The organism is Nocardia acidivorans NBRC 108247, from assembly GCF_001625085.1.
GTDB lineage: Bacteria > Actinomycetota > Actinomycetes > Mycobacteriales > Mycobacteriaceae > Nocardia > Nocardia acidivorans.
Genome location: NZ_BDAW01000067.1, coordinates 34,022 through 52,200, shown reverse-complemented (window position 1 = coordinate 52,200; position 18,179 = coordinate 34,022). Strand labels below are relative to the sequence as shown.

The window sequence follows — 18,179 nt, the reverse complement described above, 5'->3', positions numbered from 1 at the left end:
GGTGCGGCCGCGCGCACCCGGGCCGGGCGGCCGGGCGTTTCGGTCTCGGCGTACTTGCCGAGCCGTTTGGTCGGCGGGAATCCGTGCGCGGGTGCGATGAGCAGTGCCAGAATCGCCGCGAACGGAATCACCGCCACATAGAAGCGCAGGAAGGCGAAGGTGGAACCCGTTGCGTAACTGAGCATCTGGAAGGCCAGCACCGATCCGAACAGCAGCACGGGCACCACCACGGGAACATCCCCGCGCCGCACCGCCAGCGCGCCGCTGATCGGAATCAACAGCGGCAGCAGCGGAGCCAGAATCAGCATGGCCGCGAGCGAATACTCCAGCGCCGCCACCGGATTCCCGGGCACAGTCGCACCGGATTGCGCGAGAATCGCGGAATTGCCGTACTGCGAGGTGAACTGCTGGAACGCCTGTCCGGTGATCAACCAGCTGGTGACCGCCCACACCACGAAGGACAGCGCCACCGGGGCGCTCACCAGCACCAGATCCATTGCCGCCCCGGCGAATCGATGATCGCCGACGCGCCTGCGGTGGTAGCTCAGCGCGAAGACCAGCAGCCCCGCCGCGGCGGCCGGAGCCAGCGCGTCGTATCGGGTCAGATAGCCCAGGCCCAGTGCGATGCCCGCCGCCACCAGGTCGTGTACGCCGTCGGTGCGCACCCAGCGCATCAGCCGCCGCACCGCCCAGCACAGGCAGAACAGGAACAGCGCCTCGCTCATGCCATTGCCGCCGTACACCACCACCATCGGATTGAGCGCGAACACCACCGTGATCACCGCGCACAGCCAGCGCGGCGCACCGCGATCCACGCCGATACCCCACACCACGGTCACCGCGCCCGCCATGAACAGCGCGGTCATCACCACCCCGGACACGCCCCAGCGGGTGATGGCCGAACTCCACGGCGCGAACGCCACGAACGGCAGCTGCGCCAGCGAGGTGAGCGGGGTGAAGACGAAGCCGATGGCGGACAGGTGCGGATCCCGGCTGAACAGCGCCGATTGAGTGGCCGAGACCCGGCTCAGCGCATCGCCCATCAGATAGCCGCGCCCGGCGGTGAGCAACAGTCCGGTGCCCAGATACATCAGCGCGGAGACCGCGAAGATGATCCGGGAGATCCGCCCGCCGGTCATTCGGCCGTCTCCCTCGCGGCGCCCAGACCGTGAAAGGTCTTCTCCCAGTAGGACGGATTACGAATCAGCTGCCAGCACCCCTTGGTCGAGGCGATGGCCATCAGGAGCCAGTACGCGGGCGACAGCAGACACGGCAGCAGCAGATCCGGTCGATCGTTCTCCCGGCAGGCCACCAGATTCATGTACACCGTCGCGGCATTGCCGAGCACCAGGGCGATGAGCGCCGGGAAGTACACCGCCGCCGGGAACAGCTTCTCGATAATCCACGGCTGTCCGAAGATCCAGGTCAGCGTGATGAACCAGAAGAGCAGATTCAGGCAGGCGATGATCGGCGTCCCGGCCAGAATAAGGGTGAAGCGCAAGAAGGCGACCGGGCCGATCTTGCGCCACAGCTGAATCGGCCGCCGCGCGTGCACCAGCCAGCTCTGCAGATAGCCCTTGTACCAGCGCGAGCGCTGCCGAATCCAGTTGATCGGATCCGGATTCGCCTCCTCCAGGGTGGTGGAATCGATGACGGCCGTGGAGTATCCGCGCGCCGCGATCCGCACCCCGAGATCGGCGTCCTCGGTCACGTTGTACGGATCCCAGGCCCCGATATCGATCAGGACACCGCGCCGGAAGTGATTCGAGGTGCCGCCCAGCGGAATCGGCGCACTACTGCGCATGAGCCCGGGCAGCAGGAACCCGAACCACAGCCCGTAATCCATGGTGAACCAGGCGGTCAGCAGATTCTGCCGGGCATTGTGGAAGGCGAGTTTGGCCTGCACGCACACCACCGAGCGCGGCAGACTCGCGAAAGCCGCCACCACCCTGCGCAATTGGAGCGGATCGGGAATGTCCTCGGCATCGTAGATGGTGACGATATCCCCGGTGGCCGCGTGCAATCCGTAATTGCACGCCTTGGGTTTGGTGCGCGGATCGGCGGCGGGCACCAGCACGATGGTGATGTGTTCGCTTCCGGCGGCGCCGATTCCGGCGGCGCGGGCGGCCGCGATGGTGGGCGCGTCGTCCGCCTCGAGCAGCAGCAGGGCCTGCATGCGATCGCGCGGATAGTCCAGTCCGTTCAGCGCCGCGATGAGATCGCCGACCACCTCGGGTTCGCCGTAGGCGGGCACCAGAATCGTGTACGGCGGCAGGGCGTCGTCGGCGAGCGCGAGCGCCTGCTCATCGGTGACGGTGAGAATGGCGTCGCGCGCCATACCCCGGGTGAAGATCAGCACCCGGTCCGCGATCACCGCGATGTACCCGAGCGTGCAGACCGCCACCAGGACGGTCAGCGTCCGCATGGGCGCGAAGACCGCGCACACCAGCACGATCGCCAGCGCCGCCAGCACCGTATTGCGTTGCCACGGTAGGAAAGCCACCGCGGCCGAGGCCATCGGATCATTGTCCCGCAGGCCCTGTACCGCCGCGCGCAGCGCGAACTCCCGCTCGTCCGGGGTGGCCAGACCGGGCAGCTCGCCGGTCATCCACCCGCCCCCAATCGCACGATCTCGCGGCCGACGGAGATCAGCATCTCGCCGTCCTTCACTTCGATGTCGACCTCGTCCATGGCATTGTTCGGATCGACATTGACCGCATTGCCGCGCAGGAACTGATGCAGCAGATTGTTCAGATTGCTGCCCGCCCACGGCTCCGGCTGTGGGAAGTCCGCCCCGGGCAGATGGTTGTCGGCGGCGATCAGGCTGACCCGCTCGGCCCCGCCCTGCCCCTGCCAATTCCAGCTCAGATAACTCCAGCTCAACAGCCGCTGATCATCGAGCACGGTATTGAGCCGCGCGGTCACCCCGTGCCCCAGATCGACTCGCCTGCCCGGTGTCACGCGCGGCTGCACCAGCTTGTACATGGTGAACTCCGGATACTTGTCCACATTGTGTGGGCTGTCCGAGCGCACCACGTCGACCATGATGCGCCGGCGCCGGGAATCCTTGTCCCACTCCGGATTACCGCGCTGGGCGCGCAATTGCTGTCGCACCCAGGTGGTGTCCGGGCCGTAATACCTGGAGGCCCACGGGTATTCGCGCTCACCCAGCAGGGTCCAGCCCGGTGGGACGGCGGGCGCGTGCGCGATGATCAGCCCGGGCACTTCCAGGCTCGGCAGCCGGTAGTCCTCGGGCATCGGAATGAGCGCGAACAGCGCCGCCGCCACCACCGCGGTCACCGCCGCGGCGCGCGACTGCGCGGCGGTGAGCGGACGGATCGGCCTATTCAACGGCCGCACATGCGCCCAATCGCGGTGGTACAGATACATGACCGCACACACCACGAATACCGTCGTGATCGGCGGGATCAGCTCGTACGCCAGTTGCGGCGCGTGCGGGAAGCCGACCGCCATGACCGTGAGCACCACCGCCCCGAGCACCACCGCCCCGAGGGCCGCGGCCAGCGCCCGCTGCCGGGTACGACCCGAGGCGATGGCGGCCGCGGCGATCGCGAACACCAGCGCCGCAATGCCTTGCGCGACCTTGGTGCCGCCGAACTGCACCACCATGCCGCGGAAGACCCACGGGAACGCCGCCAGGAACAGCAGCCACGCGGGCCAGAACCGGAAGACCGGGCGCAACCCGAACATCAGAATGCTGACACTCATCAGAAACAGCGGCGCGGCGAGCAGATCCAGATGCAGCACCTCGTACTCGTACCGGTAGCGCAGCACCAGCAGACCCTCGAGCGCGGCGGTGCCGGCCAATCCGAGCAGGCCCACGATAATGTCGGATTGCCGGTCGTAGATGGGTAATTCGTCCCGATGCCGCAGGGCGATGCCGATGGCCGCGAACAGTGCCAGCACCGGCAGCGCGAAGACATAGCCGATATCCGAACCCTGGCGCACATCCTCGATCAGTTCGAGCCACAGCTTCCAGAACGCCGCCGTGGTGCAGGCGAGCACGATCGCGAAACGCATGGCCGTCGGCCACGGCACGCGATGTCCGCGCGCGGGCCGTGGCGTCGGGGGAGTCTCCAGGGTGGCCGTCATCGGCGTCAGCGCCTGCGGCGACGCCGCAGCAGGATGACCAGCCCGGCGAGTACGCCCGCCGCCAGCAGTATCCCGCCCGCGAGGGCGAGCGTGTGCGCCACCGGAATGCCGGAATCGTCCATGGCCGCCGCCGCGTCCGCCTCGGCGGTCCCGGCGAGCGGATCGAAGAACTCCGGTTCCCGGTCACCGGCCTGCAATAGCACCGGACCTGTCAGCTGGAACGACCGATCGGGATCGGCCACCAGCCAATTCAGCACGCGATCGAGATGGTCGGGCGCATTGGTCGAGGTCGCGACGAGCACGGTGCGCCGCCCACTCCACACGGCCTGGAGGGAACCGAACTCGAGGGGCGGCGTCAGATCGATCCGCGACCGCAGATAGGCGTCGTCGCCGTAGACGACCAGCGTCTCGCCATTGCGGCTCAACGGCAGGGTGGGAACCTCCGGACTCTGACCGTGCGGGACCACCAGAATGGCGGGCAGTCCGCTGCGCTCGACCTCCTCGATCGAGACCAGTTCAGGTCGCAGCGGCACCGCGGTCAGACGCTGTACGGCGATGAGAATCTGTGCGGCCCTGACGGTATCGGCGAATCCGGGGGTCTCCAGGCCGACCTGCACCCGCGGCAGCAGCGCCTGCGGCACCGCGCCCAGGCCCGGCGGCACCGGCGGTTTCGCGAGTTCCCCGCGCACCTCGCCGTCCGGGTCGATGGTGAGGGTGACCGGCTGCTCCAGTCCGCAGCCGTGCGTGAGACCCGCCTGCTGCAGGGTCACCGATACCGTGGTGAAGCGCCCCAGCAGCTCATCGGGAATGGTGACCCACTGATCGAATGTACCGGTCGGCTCGACCGGCCAGGCCGCGATCTGCCGCTCGCCGACGGTCACCGCGAGCTGCCCGTTCAAGGTCTGCGGCAGCGGAGTGTGGTTGCCGTGCACATGAATTCGCACATTCTTCGACGGCCGCCCGAGCCGGGTCTGATCGATGGCGAAGTCCACCCGCACATACCCGATGGCGGTCGCGCTGAGCTTGCCCTGGCCGAGCTCCTGGAGCGTGGTGGTGTCCGGGGCCAGCTGCGGTGCGGCGGGCAGTCCCACCGCGGTGGCGGCCGAGGCCATTGCCGCCTTGGCCAAATCGCTGGTGAGCAAACGGATCTGGGTGGGCAGCGACTTCTCGTCACCGGAGACGGTCAGCACCGGGGTAGGACCGCCGGAGAGCCGCAATCCGGCTTCGGTGCCCGTGCGCACCACGATCTGCCGCTCCAGGAAGGCCGGGGGATGGTCGGGAAGTGTTGTGCCCGACTCGATTCGGCGAATATCCAGCGCGACCGGCTGGCGGGTGTACCGGGCGGTCACCGCGGTGCTGAGCGACAGCACGCCCGCGCTCTCGGCCTCGGTGGGATCGCCGGGCATGTAGATGGTCAGGCGCTGCAACGCGGGCGGCAGGAATTCGGCTACCGTGGCCGGTTGCGCCTCCTCGCCGAAGTAGACGACCGAGGCGTCGGCCAGCGTCGCGGGCCTGCCCATCCAGTCATCGACGCAGATTCCGGGTTCGGGCACCAGCGACGAGGTCAGCGTGACGGTGACGGCGTTGTTCTCCACCGCCGCCCCGAGCAGTGAAATGCGCACCGGCGCACGGGGATCCGTCGGCAGCGTGACCCGATCCAGGAAACGGTCGCCCGAGCGCGCGTCCAGGGTCGCCCGCGCCACATTCGGCGGCAACCGCATCGCGCCCACGAGCGCGGTCGGTGCGAGCCCGGGCAGGATCGGCAGCGTGAGCGTCACCTCGTGCTCGCGCCCCGGGAACTCCAGGGTCCTGCCCAGACCCAGACCCGGCAGGGCGATCGGATGATCCACCGGTTCGGCCACCGCCATCACGGGCACCGCCGTCATGGTGAAAGCCGCTGTGAGCAGAGCGAATACAGCTGTCGCCGCACGCAAACTCATGAATTGGTCTCCTGTGAAGGGTCGCGCGCCGCCCTTACAGCCAGGTCGGGTCGCCGAAAACCGCGCCACTGTCGTCTACTTCGGCAGATTTGGCGTAGAGATAGGTGTACTGGCGAATGGCCACCGGTCCCGTGCACTGATTGACCGCGATATGGAAGTCCCGGATCACGATCTGGACCTCCTTGCCCGGCATCAGATCCTTCTCCGCGACCGGCACATCCTTGACCTCACCCGGACTCAGATTGACGCTCAACGGCACCTGCACATTGGGTCCGATCACCGCCACCCCGAGGCCGGGATCCGGGATCACCGGAATATTGACGGTGGGTGCGTAGGCCTGTGGGATCGCGCCGACGTTTCCGTTCAGCAGATTCACCGCGCAGCCGACGTGATAGCCGGTCTTGAGCTGACCACCGGCCACACCGTCGACCCGACCGTAGGCCACGGTGCTGACCAGCGCCTCACGCGAGGTGCCGACCTGATTCAGCGGGGCGATGCGATTGACCGATTCGGTGCGGTTGCCGACGGTGAAACTTCCGATGGGCGAGGCGAAGGTGCGCTCGTGCGAGGCCAGATCGACGACATCGGCCTGACTCGGCGGCGCGGCGCACAGCATGATTCCGCTGGTGATAAGGAACATCCCGACCGGTTTCGACCGCATACCGCCTACGGTAATAGAGAAACCGCATGACTAGCCGGTATGACACGAACCGACTGGTCGCGATTCAGCTCCGTTCGATCATCCCGGGCCGGGCGATCGCGATAATCCAGCGCAGTGCCGCCGCGGTCGCGCCCGCCAGCACGGCGAGCTGCGCGGAACCGGTGATCAGTAGCAGTGTCAGGGCCAGGAGTACGGCGACCGCGAGGGCCTCCAGCTTGAAGACCGGCCAGGCCGTACCCGCGATAGTCACGGTAGCGAGGCGCGCGCGACGGCGGCGCATCTGCGTCGGGTGAACCACTGTCATTGCATCAGGCTACCCGCCGACCGAAAGTTCGGGCAAGCTAACTTTTCTGTCGGGAACATAACAGGATCCCGGAGTGTTAGCTGGGTCATGCCACTTACCGGAGAATACGAACCCAGCCCCACCGCCTGGGCCCGTGAGCAGGCCGAGCTGTACGAGGGCTCGAACGGCGAGAAGGGCAACACCATTCAGGGCAAGCCCATCATTCTGCTCACCACGCGCGGCGCGAAGTCCGGCAAGCTGCGCAAGACCCCGCTCATGCGGGTCGAGCACGAGGGTGAGTACGCGGTCGTCGCCTCACTCGGCGGCGCACCCAAGAATCCCGTCTGGTACTGGAATATCAAGGCCGATCCGCATGTCGAATTGCGGGACGGCGCGGTGGTGAAGGATTACACCGCTCGCGAGGTCACCGGCGACGAGAAGGCCATCTGGTGGAAGCGCGCAGTGCAGGCGTGGCCGGATTACGAGAACTACACCAAGAAGACCGATCGCGAGATTCCGGTCTTCGTGCTGACCGAACGCGACTGACGTCCGTCGCTTCCGTCCCTTACGCCGACCGGGTTCGCCCGGTCGGCGTATTGCTGCCCGGACCGGCTCAGTAACATGTGCCGGGTGTCCGATCCGCTTGTAGTCGCAGAGAAAGTATCCAGTCACGTGCCCGAGCTGAGCGCGGACGAAATCGATGCTGCCGCCAAGCGAATTTCCGTCATTCTCGAGCCGACGCCGCTGCAGCGAATCGCGCGGTTGTCGGCGGCGACGGGTGCCGAGGTCTACCTCAAGCGCGAGGACCTCACCGCCGTGCGCTCCTACAAGCTGCGCGGGGCCTACAACCTCATCATCCAGCTCAATGCCGCCGAACGCGCCGCCGGCGTGGTCACGGCCAGCGCCGGAAACCATGCCCAGGGTGTGGCTTTCGCGTGCAAGGCGATGGGGATCCACGGCCGCATCTACGTCCCGAGAACCACTCCCAAGCAGAAGCGTGATCGCATTCGCGTGCACGGCGGCGAATTCGTGCAGTTGATCGCCCTCGGCGACACCTATGACGCGGCCGCCGCGGCCGCCGCCGACGATGTGGCGCGCACCGGCGCGACCATGGTGCCGCCCTTCGACGATCCGCGCACCGCCGCGGGTCAGGGCACCATCGCCGCGGAATTCCTGGAACAGCTCGACCGGGCCCCGGATCTGGTGGTGGTGCCGGTGGGCGGCGGTGGCTGCCTGGCCGGAATCAGCACCTATCTGCGGGAACGGTCGCCGCACACCATGATTCTGGGCGTCGAGCCCGCGGGCGCGGCCTCCATGACCGCGGCGCTGGTGGCCGGGGGTCCGGTCACCCTCCCGGAGATCGATCCCTTCGTGGACGGCGCGGCCGTGCGCCGGATCGGCGCGGTGCCCTATACCGCGGTCTCCCGGCTCGGCGGCGGGGTGCGCTCGCACGCCTCGCTGCCTCTACTGACCGCGACCGAATCCGGTGGCGGCGCAGGCGCTTTCCGCATGATGACCGTCGACGAGGGCGCCATCTGCACCGCCATGCTCGAGCTCTATCAGAACGAGGGCATCGTCGCCGAGCCCGCGGGCGCGCTGGCCACCGCGGCGCTGCGCGATATCGAGATCGCGCCGGGCGCGACGGTGGTGTGCCTGCTGTCCGGCGGCAACAACGATGTCTCGCGGTACGGTGAGGTCATCGAGCGGTCGCTGGTGCATCAGGGGCTCAAACACTATTTCCTGGTGGACTTCCCGCAGGAGCCGGGCGCGCTGCGGCGCTTCCTGGACGAGGTGCTCGGACCCGATGACGACATCACGCTGTTCGAATACGTCAAGCGCAACAATCGGGAGACCGGGGCGGCGCTGGTCGGTATCGAACTCGGATCGCCGGAGGGTTTGGAGCCGCTGCAGAAGCGGATGGACGAATCCCCGATTCGCGGCGAACGTCTCGATCCCGGTTCGCCCGCGTACCGCTATCTGACCTGATCGACGCGATCCCGGGCAGGAGGGAAGACCCTGCCCGGGACGGTCGTTCGCGATCCACCCCACTGGGATCGCGCGTTCGGGGGGTCACAGGTGCAGCAGATATCCCCGTCCGGCCGGGTGAATGAGTTGCGGCTCACCGAGTTTGCGGTCGAGCCGGTGGATGACATCCTCCACATTCGCCGATGACGGTGTCGCACCGCAGTATTCGGCGATCTCGGTGCGGCTGACCATGGTCCCGGCGCGCGCCGCGAGCAGTTCCAGCGCGCAGAATTCGGGCGAGGTCATAATGAGCAGGACGCCATTGCGCTGTACGCGCCGGCGCAGTCGATCCACCACCAGATCACCGACGGTCAGCACCGGTGCGGGCGAGCGGGGGCGGCGGCCGCACAGGGCTCGCACCCGGGCGGCCAGTTCACTCAGCGAGAACGGTTTGGCCAGATAGTCGTCCGCGCCGCTGGCATAGCCCTCGGTGCGATCGAGTGGGCTGTCCCGCGCGGTGATGACCAGCGCCGGGGTGCGCTGCTTCGAATCCCGTTGCCGCCTAACCAACTCCAGCCCGTCCCCGTCGGGCAGCCCGCGATCGACGATCAGGCAGTCGTAGCGGCGTTCCCCGCAGCTCCGCCGGGCCTCGGCCAGATTTCGGGTCAGATCGACCAGGAAACCGGCCTCGCGCAATCCGGCGGCCACCCGATCGCCCAGATCGTCATCGTCCTCGCACACCAGAATCCAGAGGCTGCGGGTCGTCATCCGATCGTCGGGCATGCGCCCACGGTGCCATCTCGATCATGAACGAATTATGAGCGGTCCGGGATAACGCGAACACCCGGTTCCCGCGATGAATCCGAGTAGTCCACTACGCAGGAGACCCGATGCTCGCGGCGGGAGGATCTGTTCATGAAAAGACTTGTGGTGTGCTGCGACGGCACCTGGAAGGCCGAATCGTCCACGACGGTCTCGAACATCGTCAAAATCGCCCAGACCGTCTGCCATGCCGGTGCCGATCCGCACGGCGATACCGTCGGTCAGCGCGTGTATTACATCTCGGGTCCCGGCGCCCGCGGATTCACCACCGACCGGCTGCTCGGCGGCGCGTTCGGGCTCGGGTTGGAGGCCAATCTCTCGGCCGCCTACTGGCAATTGGCGCTCAATTGGGAGCCCGGCGACGAGATATTCATCTTCGGCTTCAGCCGCGGCGCGTACACCGCACGCAGCCTGGCCGGGATGATCCATCGCCTCGGCATCCTTACCTACCGGGCCATGATCGACGGTAAATATCCGGACGCGCTGAAGATCTACCACACCCGCAAGGCGCACCCGGATGATCCGGATCCCCCCGAATGGGCGGAATTCCGCAGGGCAAACTGCTATCCCGATCCGGTGGTGATCAACTTCCTGGGCGTCTTCGACACCGTGGGCGCCATGGGCATTCCCGGTATCACCGCCTGGCGGCACCGCTTCCACGATGTGCGGCTGTCCAATACCGTCCACTGTGCGCGGCAGGCGCTGGCGCTGAACGAACGCCGCCGCGCCTTCGAACCCTGTCTGTGGGAGGTCCCGGTCGAGATCGGTCACAAATACCGCCGCACCGATCGGGTGAAACAGGTCTGGTTCGAGGGCGTGCACAGCGATATCGGCGGCGGTTACCCCGAATGCGCGCTCTCGGACATCACGCTGCACTGGATGATTCGCGAGGCCGAGGCCGAGGGCCTTCGCTTCGATCACACCCGCCTCACCACCCTGCGCGAACACTGCCCGCATCCGCCGAAAAAGCATCTGCTGCTGCACAATTCGCTGGGCCCGGCATTCCGGGTGCTCAATTTCATCCGCCTGCTCCGCAATCCGCGCAGTCCGCGCTTCTATTGGGATTCCTGGCGGCGCATTCTCACCCCCACCGACCAGGCCAGCTATCTGGCCTCCTCGGCCCGGCACGCGCGCGACTACCACCCCGACAATCTCAGGCGCTGGCATGAAAGTCTGGTCGGCCCAATCCCTTCCGCCCTGATCGAACCCACCGAACTGGGTCCGCTCGACACCCCGGAGCCCGAACCCGAACCGATCCCGGAGGCGATGAAGCAGGCGGTGTGAGCATCGGTCGCGATTCCTTCGCACGGTGCGCCGGGTCTACCCGTCGATGGCGCGACCCGTCCGAGAGGTCGCCCGCGATGAGAGAGCTGACCGCCGTGACTCTTCCGACCACCATGCGCGCCCTGCGACAGACCTCGCTGCGCGGCCCGCAGGATATGCGTTCGATCACCGACGCACCGGTGCCGAGCCCGGGGCCGGGTGAGGTGCTCATCCGCGTCGCCGCCGCCGGGGTCAATTTCGCCGATGTCTCCCAGGCCCACGGCGCATTCGGGAACGGTCCCCGACCGCCGTACCTGGCCGGATTCGAGGGGGCCGGTGAGGTGGTGGCGATCGGCGACGGGGTCGGCGATCCGCGGCCGGGCACATGCGTCACCGGCGTCGGCTATGGGGCCTTCGCCGAGTACATGGTGCTGCCCGCGCGGGCCGTCCTGCCGGTGCCGCCCGGTTGGACGGCCGAACAGGCGCTGGGTCTCGCCGTGAACTGGCCCACGGCCCTGGCCGCGGTCAAGATCCTCGGCCGGATCGCCGCGGGGGAGACCGTGCTGATCCACGCCGCCGCGGGTGCGACCGGGCAGGCCGCGGTGACCCTGGCCAAGCATTACGGCGCGACGGTCATCGCCGCGGCCGCACCCGCCAAACACGAGATCGTGCGGGCGCTCGGCGCGGATCACGTCGTGGACTCCCGTTCCGATCGGCTCGCCGCCGAGGTATTGGCCTGCACCGACGGCGGGGCCGATCTGGTACTCGAATGCGTCGGTGGTGACACCTTCGACGCCAGCCTGCGCGCGGCCAAGCGGATCACCGGCCGGGTGGTGGTCTTCGGCCTACCGGGCGGCGAGGCCGCGCTCACCAACTGGGATCTGGTGTACAGGCACCAGATTCAGCTCCTCGGTGTCAATATCGGCGTGCTCGCCGAGGCCGCGCCGCGATTGTTCGGCGCGCTCATGGCCGAACTCGGCGCGCTGCTGACCGCCGGTGTCGTGCGCCCCGGCACTCCCGGCACCCATGATCTGGCGGACGGGCCGAAGGTGCTCGCGGAGCTGGAGAACCGGACTACCATCGGCAAACTGGCCCTGCTGCCCTGAGCCCCGGCGCTCCGACCTGCGGTTCGATTCCTGCGCGGCGGTGCCCGAGTCGTAAGGGTGACAGTCCCGCACGTCGGGACCGGCCCGGACGAGGAGTAGTGCATGGCAGGCAGGGGATCGACCGCGGCGGAGCCGAACCGGGACGGGTTCGCCGCCGATACCGAGCCGTATCGGCGGGAATTGCTGGCGCACTGCTATCGGATGGTCGGCTCGGCGCATGACGCCGAGGATCTGGTGCAGGAGACCTACCTGCGAGCCTGGCGGGCCTACGCAGGATTCGAGGGCCGGGCCTCGGTGCGGTCCTGGCTGTATCGGATAGCCACCAATGTGTGCCTGACCGCGGTGCAGCCGCGGCGGATGCGGGTGCTGCCCTCCGGATTGGGCGGACCGGCCGAGGATTCCGGTCGAAGGCCGAGTTCTCTTGCAGCGGGCGAGGTTTCGTGGCTGGAACCATTGCCGGACAGTTGGATCGCCCCGGCCGTGGACGATCCGGCGGCCACCGTGATCGCACGCGAATCGCTGCGGTTGGCGCTCATCGCGAGCCTGCAGCACCTGCCGGCCCGGCAGCGCGCGATGCTGATTCTGTGCGAGGTGCTGGCCTTCTCGGCGGCGGAGACCGCCGAAATACTCGGCACCACCCGCGCGGCGGTCAAGAGCGGGCTGCAACGGGCCCGGGCCCGGCTCGCGGAACTCCGGCCGGAGCCGGGGGAGTCGCTCGAGCCGACCGATGAGCGGGCGCGCGCACTGCTCGACGGATACATCGCGGCCTTCGAGCGGTCCGATGCCGGACTGCTGGAACAGGTGCTGCGCACGGACGCCACCCTCGAGGCCACGCCGTTCCGCGACTGGCAGGCGGGGCGGGTTCGGTGTCTGCGGCTGCTCGACACGCACGTGATGGGCGTGTCGGGGGATTGGCGGATGGTCCCCACCGCCGCCAACGGCCAGCCCGCCGCGGTGATCTATCGCCGGGATGCGGACGGCGTCCCGCGCCCGGACGGAATTGTGGTGCTGACGGTGACGAATACCGGTGTTTCACAAGTGGTCGCGTTTCATCACAACCCCGGATTGGTCGCGCTGTTCGGCTTTCCCGACGCACCGTGAAACGCGGTTTCTCGGCGCGCCGAAGCGGTATTCGCCCCGGGCGATCGCGTGCGAACATGCCGGTAACCCGCCGAACGACCTTCAGATACCGCGAATCCTGTTGTGTCACCGGTATCGTCACAACGCATGACGGAAAAGAAGCCCATCGGCCTGCTTGTCGGTGCGTTTGTTTGCGCCACCGTATTCACATTGAATCCGTCCGCGGCCTGGGCCTCGGGTGATACCGGCCCCGCCGCGCCGGTACCCGGAGCCGGACCCGGAAAGTCCCTGCCCGCAGGTGTGGCGCCGGAAAAGGTGGTCCCGGCCCCCGAGAAGATTATTCCCGCGCCCCCGCCGGGTGCCGGCGCGTGGTGCCCGACCCTCTGAAACCTATTTCCCTCAACGCACCAATAGGGCCACGGGCAACCGGGCGAACAGCTTCTCCAATCGCGATCGCCCGGAGAAAGTATGGCCGGTCAGCCGATCGGTCCAATGTCCCTGTGGCAGATCGAGAACGGTATCGCCCCACCCACCGGCTTCGTCGAGCCGAATGCTGTGCCGGGTGACGGCGACGATCACCTCCGGGGTCTCGCCATTACGCCCGCGGGCGTACGACACGAGGTGTTTGGCGTGATCACCGGAGGCGAACAATGGCGTGTACGTCCCGCCGACAAAGCATTCGGGGCGTTCTCGCCGTAGCCATAGCGCATAGGCGACTATCCACATTTTCACCGCGCCGGTGGGGTCCAGATCCGGTGTCCCGGTGAGCGATTGCAAGAGCAGTGACCGGTGGGTGAAATCGACGGGTCTGCGATTGTCGGGGTCTACCAGCGAATCCTCCCAGAGTTCGCAGCCCTGATAGATATCCGGAATTCCCGGCCCGCACAGCTGAAGCAGCTTCTGTGCCAGGGCGTCGGTCCAGGCGTGCGTCGCCAGATCGGTGACGAATTCCCCCATTTCGACGCCGACCGGACCGTCGATCACCGCATCTATCCAGCGATGCACCGAGTTCTCGAATTCGAGATCCGGCTCCTCCCATGAGGTTTGGGTGCCCGCCTCGCGAATGGCCTTCTCCGCGAACTGATGTACGCGTTCGCGGAAGCCCGGCACGATCCCGGCGGGTCTGCCGTCCGCGGGCCACGCGCCATACATGTTCTGCAGCAGGAACAGCGCGGTCGCGCCGTCGGGGCCGGGGGCCATCTCATGCCACGCGGCCACCGATCGCGCCCAGATATCGGGTACCTGCGAGAGCATGCCGATGCGCGCCCGGGTGTCCTCACCGCGTTTGGTGTCGTGGGTGGACAGCGTGGTCATGGTGGCGGGCCAGCGTGCGGCCCGCTCGGCATTGGCGAGATGGAATTCGACGACCGAACCGCCGAAGCGCGTCGGATCAGAGCCCATCTCCTGAAGTGAGACCAGTCGCGCCGCGCGGTAGAACATGGTGTCCTCCACGGCTTTCGCGGTGACGGCCCCGCCGACCTGATGGAAGCGGGTGGCCGCCTCGCCGCGGACCGCGAGCGCGGTGACCAACACCTGTAGCGGTGCGGTGAGTTCGCTGTTGCGCCCGGCCACCTCGGCCACCACCCGGCCGATGGTCCCGGCCAGCGGCGCGTAATCCGCGCGCGCCACCGGCATATGCGAGAGCACCTCGATGGTGGCGTTGGTCAGCGCCATGGTGTCGAAGGCGTCCGCGCGCGCATCGCGTTTGATCGCCGCGACCAGTCGCCGCACCTCGGGCACCAGCATGGTCTCGGCTACCGCCCGCTTGATCCGATGCTCATGCTCCTCGAACCAGACGCGGTCGCTGCCGTGCCCGGTGAACTGCCGGGACAGATCGGTGAGGATCTTCTCGCCATCGGGATCGATGAGTACGCCACCGATATCGGCGAGCGCGTCGTAACCGGTGGTGCCGTCGATGGGCAGGCCGGAGTCCAAGGGTTCGCCGTGCGCGAGCACCTTCTCGACCAGCAGCAGCCGGTGCGGTCCGATGAGTTTGCGCAGACGCCTGAGGTATTCGGTGGGATCGGCCAGTCCGTCCGGATGGTCGACGCGCACCCCGTCGATCAGATCGTGCTCACACCAGGCCGCGAGTTCGCGATGGGTGGCCTCGAAGACCACCGGATCCTCTTGCCGCAGCGCCGCCAGCCCGCCGACGGTGAAGTACCGCCGATAGCCGCAGAGCCCGGACTTCCAATTCACCAGCCGATAGTGCTGCTTGTCGTGAATCCGCAGCGCGTTCTCACCATCGGTGCCGGGCGCGATCGGGAAGCGCATATCACGCAGCGCCAGCATGGGTTCGAGTCCGGCGCGATCCACCGACAGCGCCGCCGGATCGTTCTCATTGGCGAGCACCGGCAGCGCCAGCCGCCCGCCCGCGCCATTGGACGGGCTCCAGTCGATATCGAAGTAGTGCGCGTACTTCGAATCCTTCCCGTGCGTGAGCACATCCCACCACCACGGGTTCTGCCGGGGATCGGCGACGCCGACATGGTTGGGCACCAGGTCCACGATCAAACCCATACCGCGGCCGCGCACCTCGTCCGAGAGCGCTTTGAGTCCGGTCGGGCCGCCCAGCGCCGAGGAGACGGTGGTCGGATCGGTGATGTCGTAGCCGTGTGTGGAACCGCGCCCGGCGGTCAGGACGGGGGACAGATACAGGTGCGAAATCCCCAGTTGCTGCAGGTATTCGGCAATGCCTCGGGCATCGGCGAAGGTCAGTGCGTCGGGGCGCAGCTGGAGTCGATAGGTGCTGCGCACGGGCGTCTGCCGCGCGATGGGGCCGGTGTGATGTTCGGGCGTGCTGGTCATGGCCTTCTGAATCATGCCGTACGGCGCAGGACGAGGAGACAGCGTGCGGGCACTGTCATGGTGGACGAGGCGGGAAACTGCTGGTCGTGCGCTGCCGCACCGGTGGGTGTGGAGCAGTCCAGCTCCACCGACCAGGCCGCGCCGTGTTCGGCGGGCGGGAGGGTGAAGTCGAGGTCGGCGTCATGGGCATTGAAACAGAGCAGGAACGAGTCGTCGCCGATGCGTTCCCCGCGCGGGCCCGGTTCGCGTATCCCGTCGCCGTTCAGGAATACGGTGAGTGAGCGGCCGAAGCCGGTTTCCCAATCGGCATCGGTCATTTCGGTTCCGGCGGGGGTGAACCAGGCGATGTCAACGGGATGGTCATGGGTGGTGGCGGGCCGTCCGTCGAAGAAACGCCGCCGCCGGAACACCGGATGCGCGGTGCGCACGGCGACCGCGCGGCGGGTGAATTCGAGCAGCTCGGTATTGGTGTGCATGAGGGACCAGTCCATCCACGACAGCGGTGCGTCCTGACAGTAGGCATTGTTGTTGCCGCCCTGGGTGCGGCCGAGTTCGTCGCCGTGCAGCAGCATCGGGGTGCCCTGTGAAAGCAGCAGGGTGGCAAGCAGATTGCGACTCTGCCGGGCGCGCACGGCCAGGATCTCGGGATCGTCGGTGGGGCCTTCGACGCCGCAGTTCCAGGAGCGGTTGTAATGCTCGCCGTCACGATTGCCCTCGCCGTTGGCGTCATTGTGTTTGTCGTTGTAGGACACCAGATCCGCGAGGGTGAAACCGTCGTGCGCGGTGACGAAATTGATACTGGCGCTGGGGCGGCGGCCGGTGGCCTCGTACAGATCCGAGGAGCCGGTGAGCCGAGAGGCGAACTCGCCCAGCGTGGCCGGTTGCCCGCGCCAGTAATCCCGCACGGTGTCACGGTATTTCCCGTTCCACTCGGTCCAGGCGACCGGGAAATTGCCGACCTGATAGCCGCCCTCGCCGACATCCCAGGGTTCGGCGATGAGCTTGACCTGGCTCACCACCGGATCCTGGTGCACCAGGTCGAAGAAGGTGGAAAGCCGGTCCACATCATGCAATTCGCGGGCCAGGGTGGCGGCGAGGTCGAACCGGAAACCGTCGACGTGCATATCGAGCACCCAGTACCGGAGCGAATCCATAATCAGTTGCAGGGTGTGCGGATGCCGGACATTGAGGCTGTTGCCGGTGCCGGTGTAATCCATGTAGTGCTGCGGATCATCGTCCACCAGACGGTAATACGCGGCATTGTCGATGCCCCGGAAGGAGAGTGTCGGCCCGAATTCATTGCCCTCGGCGGTGTGGTTGTAGACCACATCCAGGATCACCTCGATGCCCGCGGCGTGCAGCGCGCGCACCATGGCCTTGAATTCGGTGACGGCCGCACCGGGTGTTTTGCTCGCGGCGTATTCCAGGTGCGGGGCGAAGTAGCCGAAACTGTTGTAGCCCCAGTAGTTGCGCAGTCCGCGATCGAGCAGGATGCGGTCGTGCAGGAACTGGTGCACGGGCATGAGTTCGACGGCGGTGATGCCCAGGCTCCGCAGATGCGCCACGATCGCCGGATGCGCCATGCCCGCGTAGGTGCCGCGCAACTCCGGCGGGATCTCCGGGTGGGTGATGGTCATCCCCTTGACGTGGGTCTCGTAGATGACCGTCTCGTGGTACGGGCGTTTGGGCGCGCGATCGTCGGCCCAGTCGAAGAACGGGTTGATGACCACTCCGGTCATGGTGTGCCCGAGGGTGTTCTGTCCGTAGTTGTAGGGCGCGGCATCGGCTCCGAAATCGCCCTCGAACGCCTTGCCGTACGGGTCCAGGAGCAGTTTGCTGGGATCGCAGCGCAGCCCGCGCGCCGGATCGAACGGTCCGTGCACCCGGAAGCCGTAGCGCTGTCCCGGGCCGATGCCGGGCAGATAGGCGTGCCAGACGTATCCGTCCACCTCGTCCAGGGCGATGCGCGTCTCGCGATCGTCCGCGCCCAGCAGACAGAGATCGACCCGCTTGGCGACCTCGGAGAACACCGAGAAATTGGTGCCCGCCCCGTCATAGGTGGCGCCCAGCGGGTAGGCGGTTCCCGGCCAGACACCCGGTGGTGCCGTATCGGTCGTCGCGGGAGCCATGCCCAGACC

Annotated in this window: 15 protein-coding genes; 6 read left to right on the top strand and 9 right to left on the bottom strand. The window is 67.3% G+C overall.

The genetic code is table 11. The annotated features are described in order from the left end of the window. The 6 genes from NA10_RS28560 to NA10_RS28535 all read right to left on the bottom strand — a co-directional run. Positions 1–1,139, bottom strand: a 1,139-nt coding sequence (locus NA10_RS28560; RefSeq protein WP_067573432.1) for a glycosyltransferase family 39 protein, incomplete at its 3' end; no start/stop codon positions are given. Next, positions 1,136–2,608 carry a glycosyltransferase gene (locus NA10_RS28555; protein WP_067573430.1) on the bottom strand — a complete coding sequence of 491 codons (1,473 nt, stop codon included), beginning with the start codon at positions 2,606–2,608 and terminating at the stop codon, positions 1,136–1,138. The genes NA10_RS28560 and NA10_RS28555, both read right to left, overlap by 4 nt. Beyond that, entirely contained in the window at positions 2,605–4,113 is a 1,509-nt protein-coding gene (locus NA10_RS28550) for a hypothetical protein (protein WP_157556791.1), read from the bottom strand. The genes NA10_RS28555 and NA10_RS28550 overlap by 4 nt, the downstream gene beginning before the upstream one ends. Positions 4,114–4,118: 5 nt before the next feature. Beyond that, positions 4,119–6,053: a hypothetical protein gene (locus NA10_RS28545; protein ID WP_157556790.1), complete on the bottom strand. Its 1,935-nt coding sequence runs from the start codon at positions 6,051–6,053 to the stop codon at positions 4,119–4,121. A 34-nt stretch (positions 6,054–6,087) separates the two neighbouring features. Further along, complete coding sequence (locus NA10_RS28540; protein WP_245677959.1) at positions 6,088–6,714, bottom strand: MspA family porin; 627 nt, start codon at positions 6,712–6,714, stop codon at positions 6,088–6,090. 64 nt (positions 6,715–6,778) lie between these two features. Continuing rightward, on the bottom strand, positions 6,779–7,018 hold the full coding sequence (locus tag NA10_RS28535) for a hypothetical protein (RefSeq protein ID WP_067573423.1): 240 nt from the start codon (positions 7,016–7,018) through the stop codon (positions 6,779–6,781). Positions 7,019–7,105: 87 nt separating this feature from the next. On the opposite strand from NA10_RS28535, the gene NA10_RS28530 reads away from it, so the two are divergent. Together NA10_RS28530 and ilvA are read left to right on the top strand one after the other, a co-directional pair. Beyond that, positions 7,106–7,543 carry a nitroreductase family deazaflavin-dependent oxidoreductase gene (locus NA10_RS28530; RefSeq protein ID WP_067573421.1) on the top strand — a complete coding sequence of 146 codons (438 nt, stop codon included), beginning with the start codon at positions 7,106–7,108 and terminating at the stop codon, positions 7,541–7,543. Positions 7,544–7,618: 75 nt separating this feature from the next. Then, positions 7,619–8,983 carry a threonine ammonia-lyase IlvA gene (ilvA, locus tag NA10_RS28525; protein ID WP_067573419.1) on the top strand — a complete coding sequence of 455 codons (1,365 nt, stop codon included), beginning with the start codon at positions 7,619–7,621 and terminating at the stop codon, positions 8,981–8,983. Positions 8,984–9,067: 84 nt separating this feature from the next. Here ilvA and NA10_RS28520 read toward each other — a convergent pair whose 3' ends face one another. Continuing rightward, complete coding sequence (locus tag NA10_RS28520) at positions 9,068–9,745, bottom strand: response regulator transcription factor (protein ID WP_245677958.1); 678 nt, start codon at positions 9,743–9,745, stop codon at positions 9,068–9,070. A 132-nt stretch (positions 9,746–9,877) separates the two neighbouring features. Between NA10_RS28520 and NA10_RS28515 the strand changes: the two genes are divergently transcribed. The 4 genes from NA10_RS28515 (at position 9,878) to NA10_RS28500 (ending at position 13,620) form a co-directional block, all read left to right on the top strand. Next, on the top strand, positions 9,878–11,068 hold the full coding sequence (locus NA10_RS28515) for a T6SS phospholipase effector Tle1-like catalytic domain-containing protein (protein WP_067573417.1): 1,191 nt from the start codon (positions 9,878–9,880) through the stop codon (positions 11,066–11,068). Positions 11,069–11,145: 77 nt separating this feature from the next. Continuing rightward, positions 11,146–12,153 carry a zinc-binding dehydrogenase gene (locus NA10_RS28510; protein WP_218021603.1) on the top strand — a complete coding sequence of 336 codons (1,008 nt, stop codon included), beginning with the start codon at positions 11,146–11,148 and terminating at the stop codon, positions 12,151–12,153. 102 nt (positions 12,154–12,255) lie between these two features. After that, positions 12,256–13,254, top strand: a complete 999-nt coding sequence (locus NA10_RS28505) for a sigma-70 family RNA polymerase sigma factor (protein WP_067573415.1) — start codon at positions 12,256–12,258, stop codon at positions 13,252–13,254. Positions 13,255–13,380: 126 nt separating this feature from the next. Beyond that, entirely contained in the window at positions 13,381–13,620 is a 240-nt protein-coding gene (locus tag NA10_RS28500) for a hypothetical protein (protein ID WP_067573413.1), read from the top strand. A gap of 12 nt (positions 13,621–13,632) precedes the next feature. Here NA10_RS28500 and treY read toward each other — a convergent pair whose 3' ends face one another. After that, entirely contained in the window at positions 13,633–16,041 is a 2,409-nt protein-coding gene (treY, locus tag NA10_RS28495; protein WP_067573448.1) for a malto-oligosyltrehalose synthase, read from the bottom strand. An 11-nt stretch (positions 16,042–16,052) separates the two neighbouring features. After that, positions 16,053–18,170, bottom strand: a complete 2,118-nt coding sequence (gene glgX, locus NA10_RS28490; protein ID WP_067573411.1) for a glycogen debranching protein GlgX — start codon at positions 18,168–18,170, stop codon at positions 16,053–16,055. Between the last annotated feature and the right edge of the window lie 9 nt (positions 18,171–18,179).

What these genes read in the sequence shown, in the direction of transcription:
- NA10_RS28555 (WP_067573430.1), bottom strand. Translation starts at nt 2,608, where the DNA reads ATGACCGGCGAGCTGCCCGGTCTGGCCACCCCGGACGAGCGGGAGTTC.
- NA10_RS28550 (WP_157556791.1), bottom strand. Translation starts at nt 4,113, where the DNA reads ATGACGGCCACCCTGGAGACTCCCCCGACGCCACGGCCCGCGCGCGGA.
- NA10_RS28545 (WP_157556790.1), bottom strand. Translation starts at nt 6,053, where the DNA reads ATGAGTTTGCGTGCGGCGACAGCTGTATTCGCTCTGCTCACAGCGGCT.
- NA10_RS28540 (WP_245677959.1), bottom strand. Translation starts at nt 6,714, where the DNA reads ATGCGGTCGAAACCGGTCGGGATGTTCCTTATCACCAGCGGAATCATG.
- NA10_RS28535 (WP_067573423.1), bottom strand. Translation starts at nt 7,018, where the DNA reads ATGACAGTGGTTCACCCGACGCAGATGCGCCGCCGTCGCGCGCGCCTC.
- NA10_RS28530 (WP_067573421.1), top strand. Translation starts at nt 7,106, where the DNA reads ATGCCACTTACCGGAGAATACGAACCCAGCCCCACCGCCTGGGCCCGT.
- ilvA (WP_067573419.1), top strand. Translation starts at nt 7,619, where the DNA reads ATGTGCCGGGTGTCCGATCCGCTTGTAGTCGCAGAGAAAGTATCCAGT.
- NA10_RS28520 (WP_245677958.1), bottom strand. Translation starts at nt 9,745, where the DNA reads ATGCCCGACGATCGGATGACGACCCGCAGCCTCTGGATTCTGGTGTGC.
- NA10_RS28515 (WP_067573417.1), top strand. Translation starts at nt 9,878, where the DNA reads ATGAAAAGACTTGTGGTGTGCTGCGACGGCACCTGGAAGGCCGAATCG.
- NA10_RS28510 (WP_218021603.1), top strand. Translation starts at nt 11,146, where the DNA reads ATGAGAGAGCTGACCGCCGTGACTCTTCCGACCACCATGCGCGCCCTG.
- NA10_RS28505 (WP_067573415.1), top strand. Translation starts at nt 12,256, where the DNA reads ATGGCAGGCAGGGGATCGACCGCGGCGGAGCCGAACCGGGACGGGTTC.
- NA10_RS28500 (WP_067573413.1), top strand. Translation starts at nt 13,381, where the DNA reads ATGACGGAAAAGAAGCCCATCGGCCTGCTTGTCGGTGCGTTTGTTTGC.
- treY (WP_067573448.1), bottom strand. Translation starts at nt 16,041, where the DNA reads ATGACCAGCACGCCCGAACATCACACCGGCCCCATCGCGCGGCAGACG.
- glgX (WP_067573411.1), bottom strand. Translation starts at nt 18,170, where the DNA reads ATGGCTCCCGCGACGACCGATACGGCACCACCGGGTGTCTGGCCGGGA.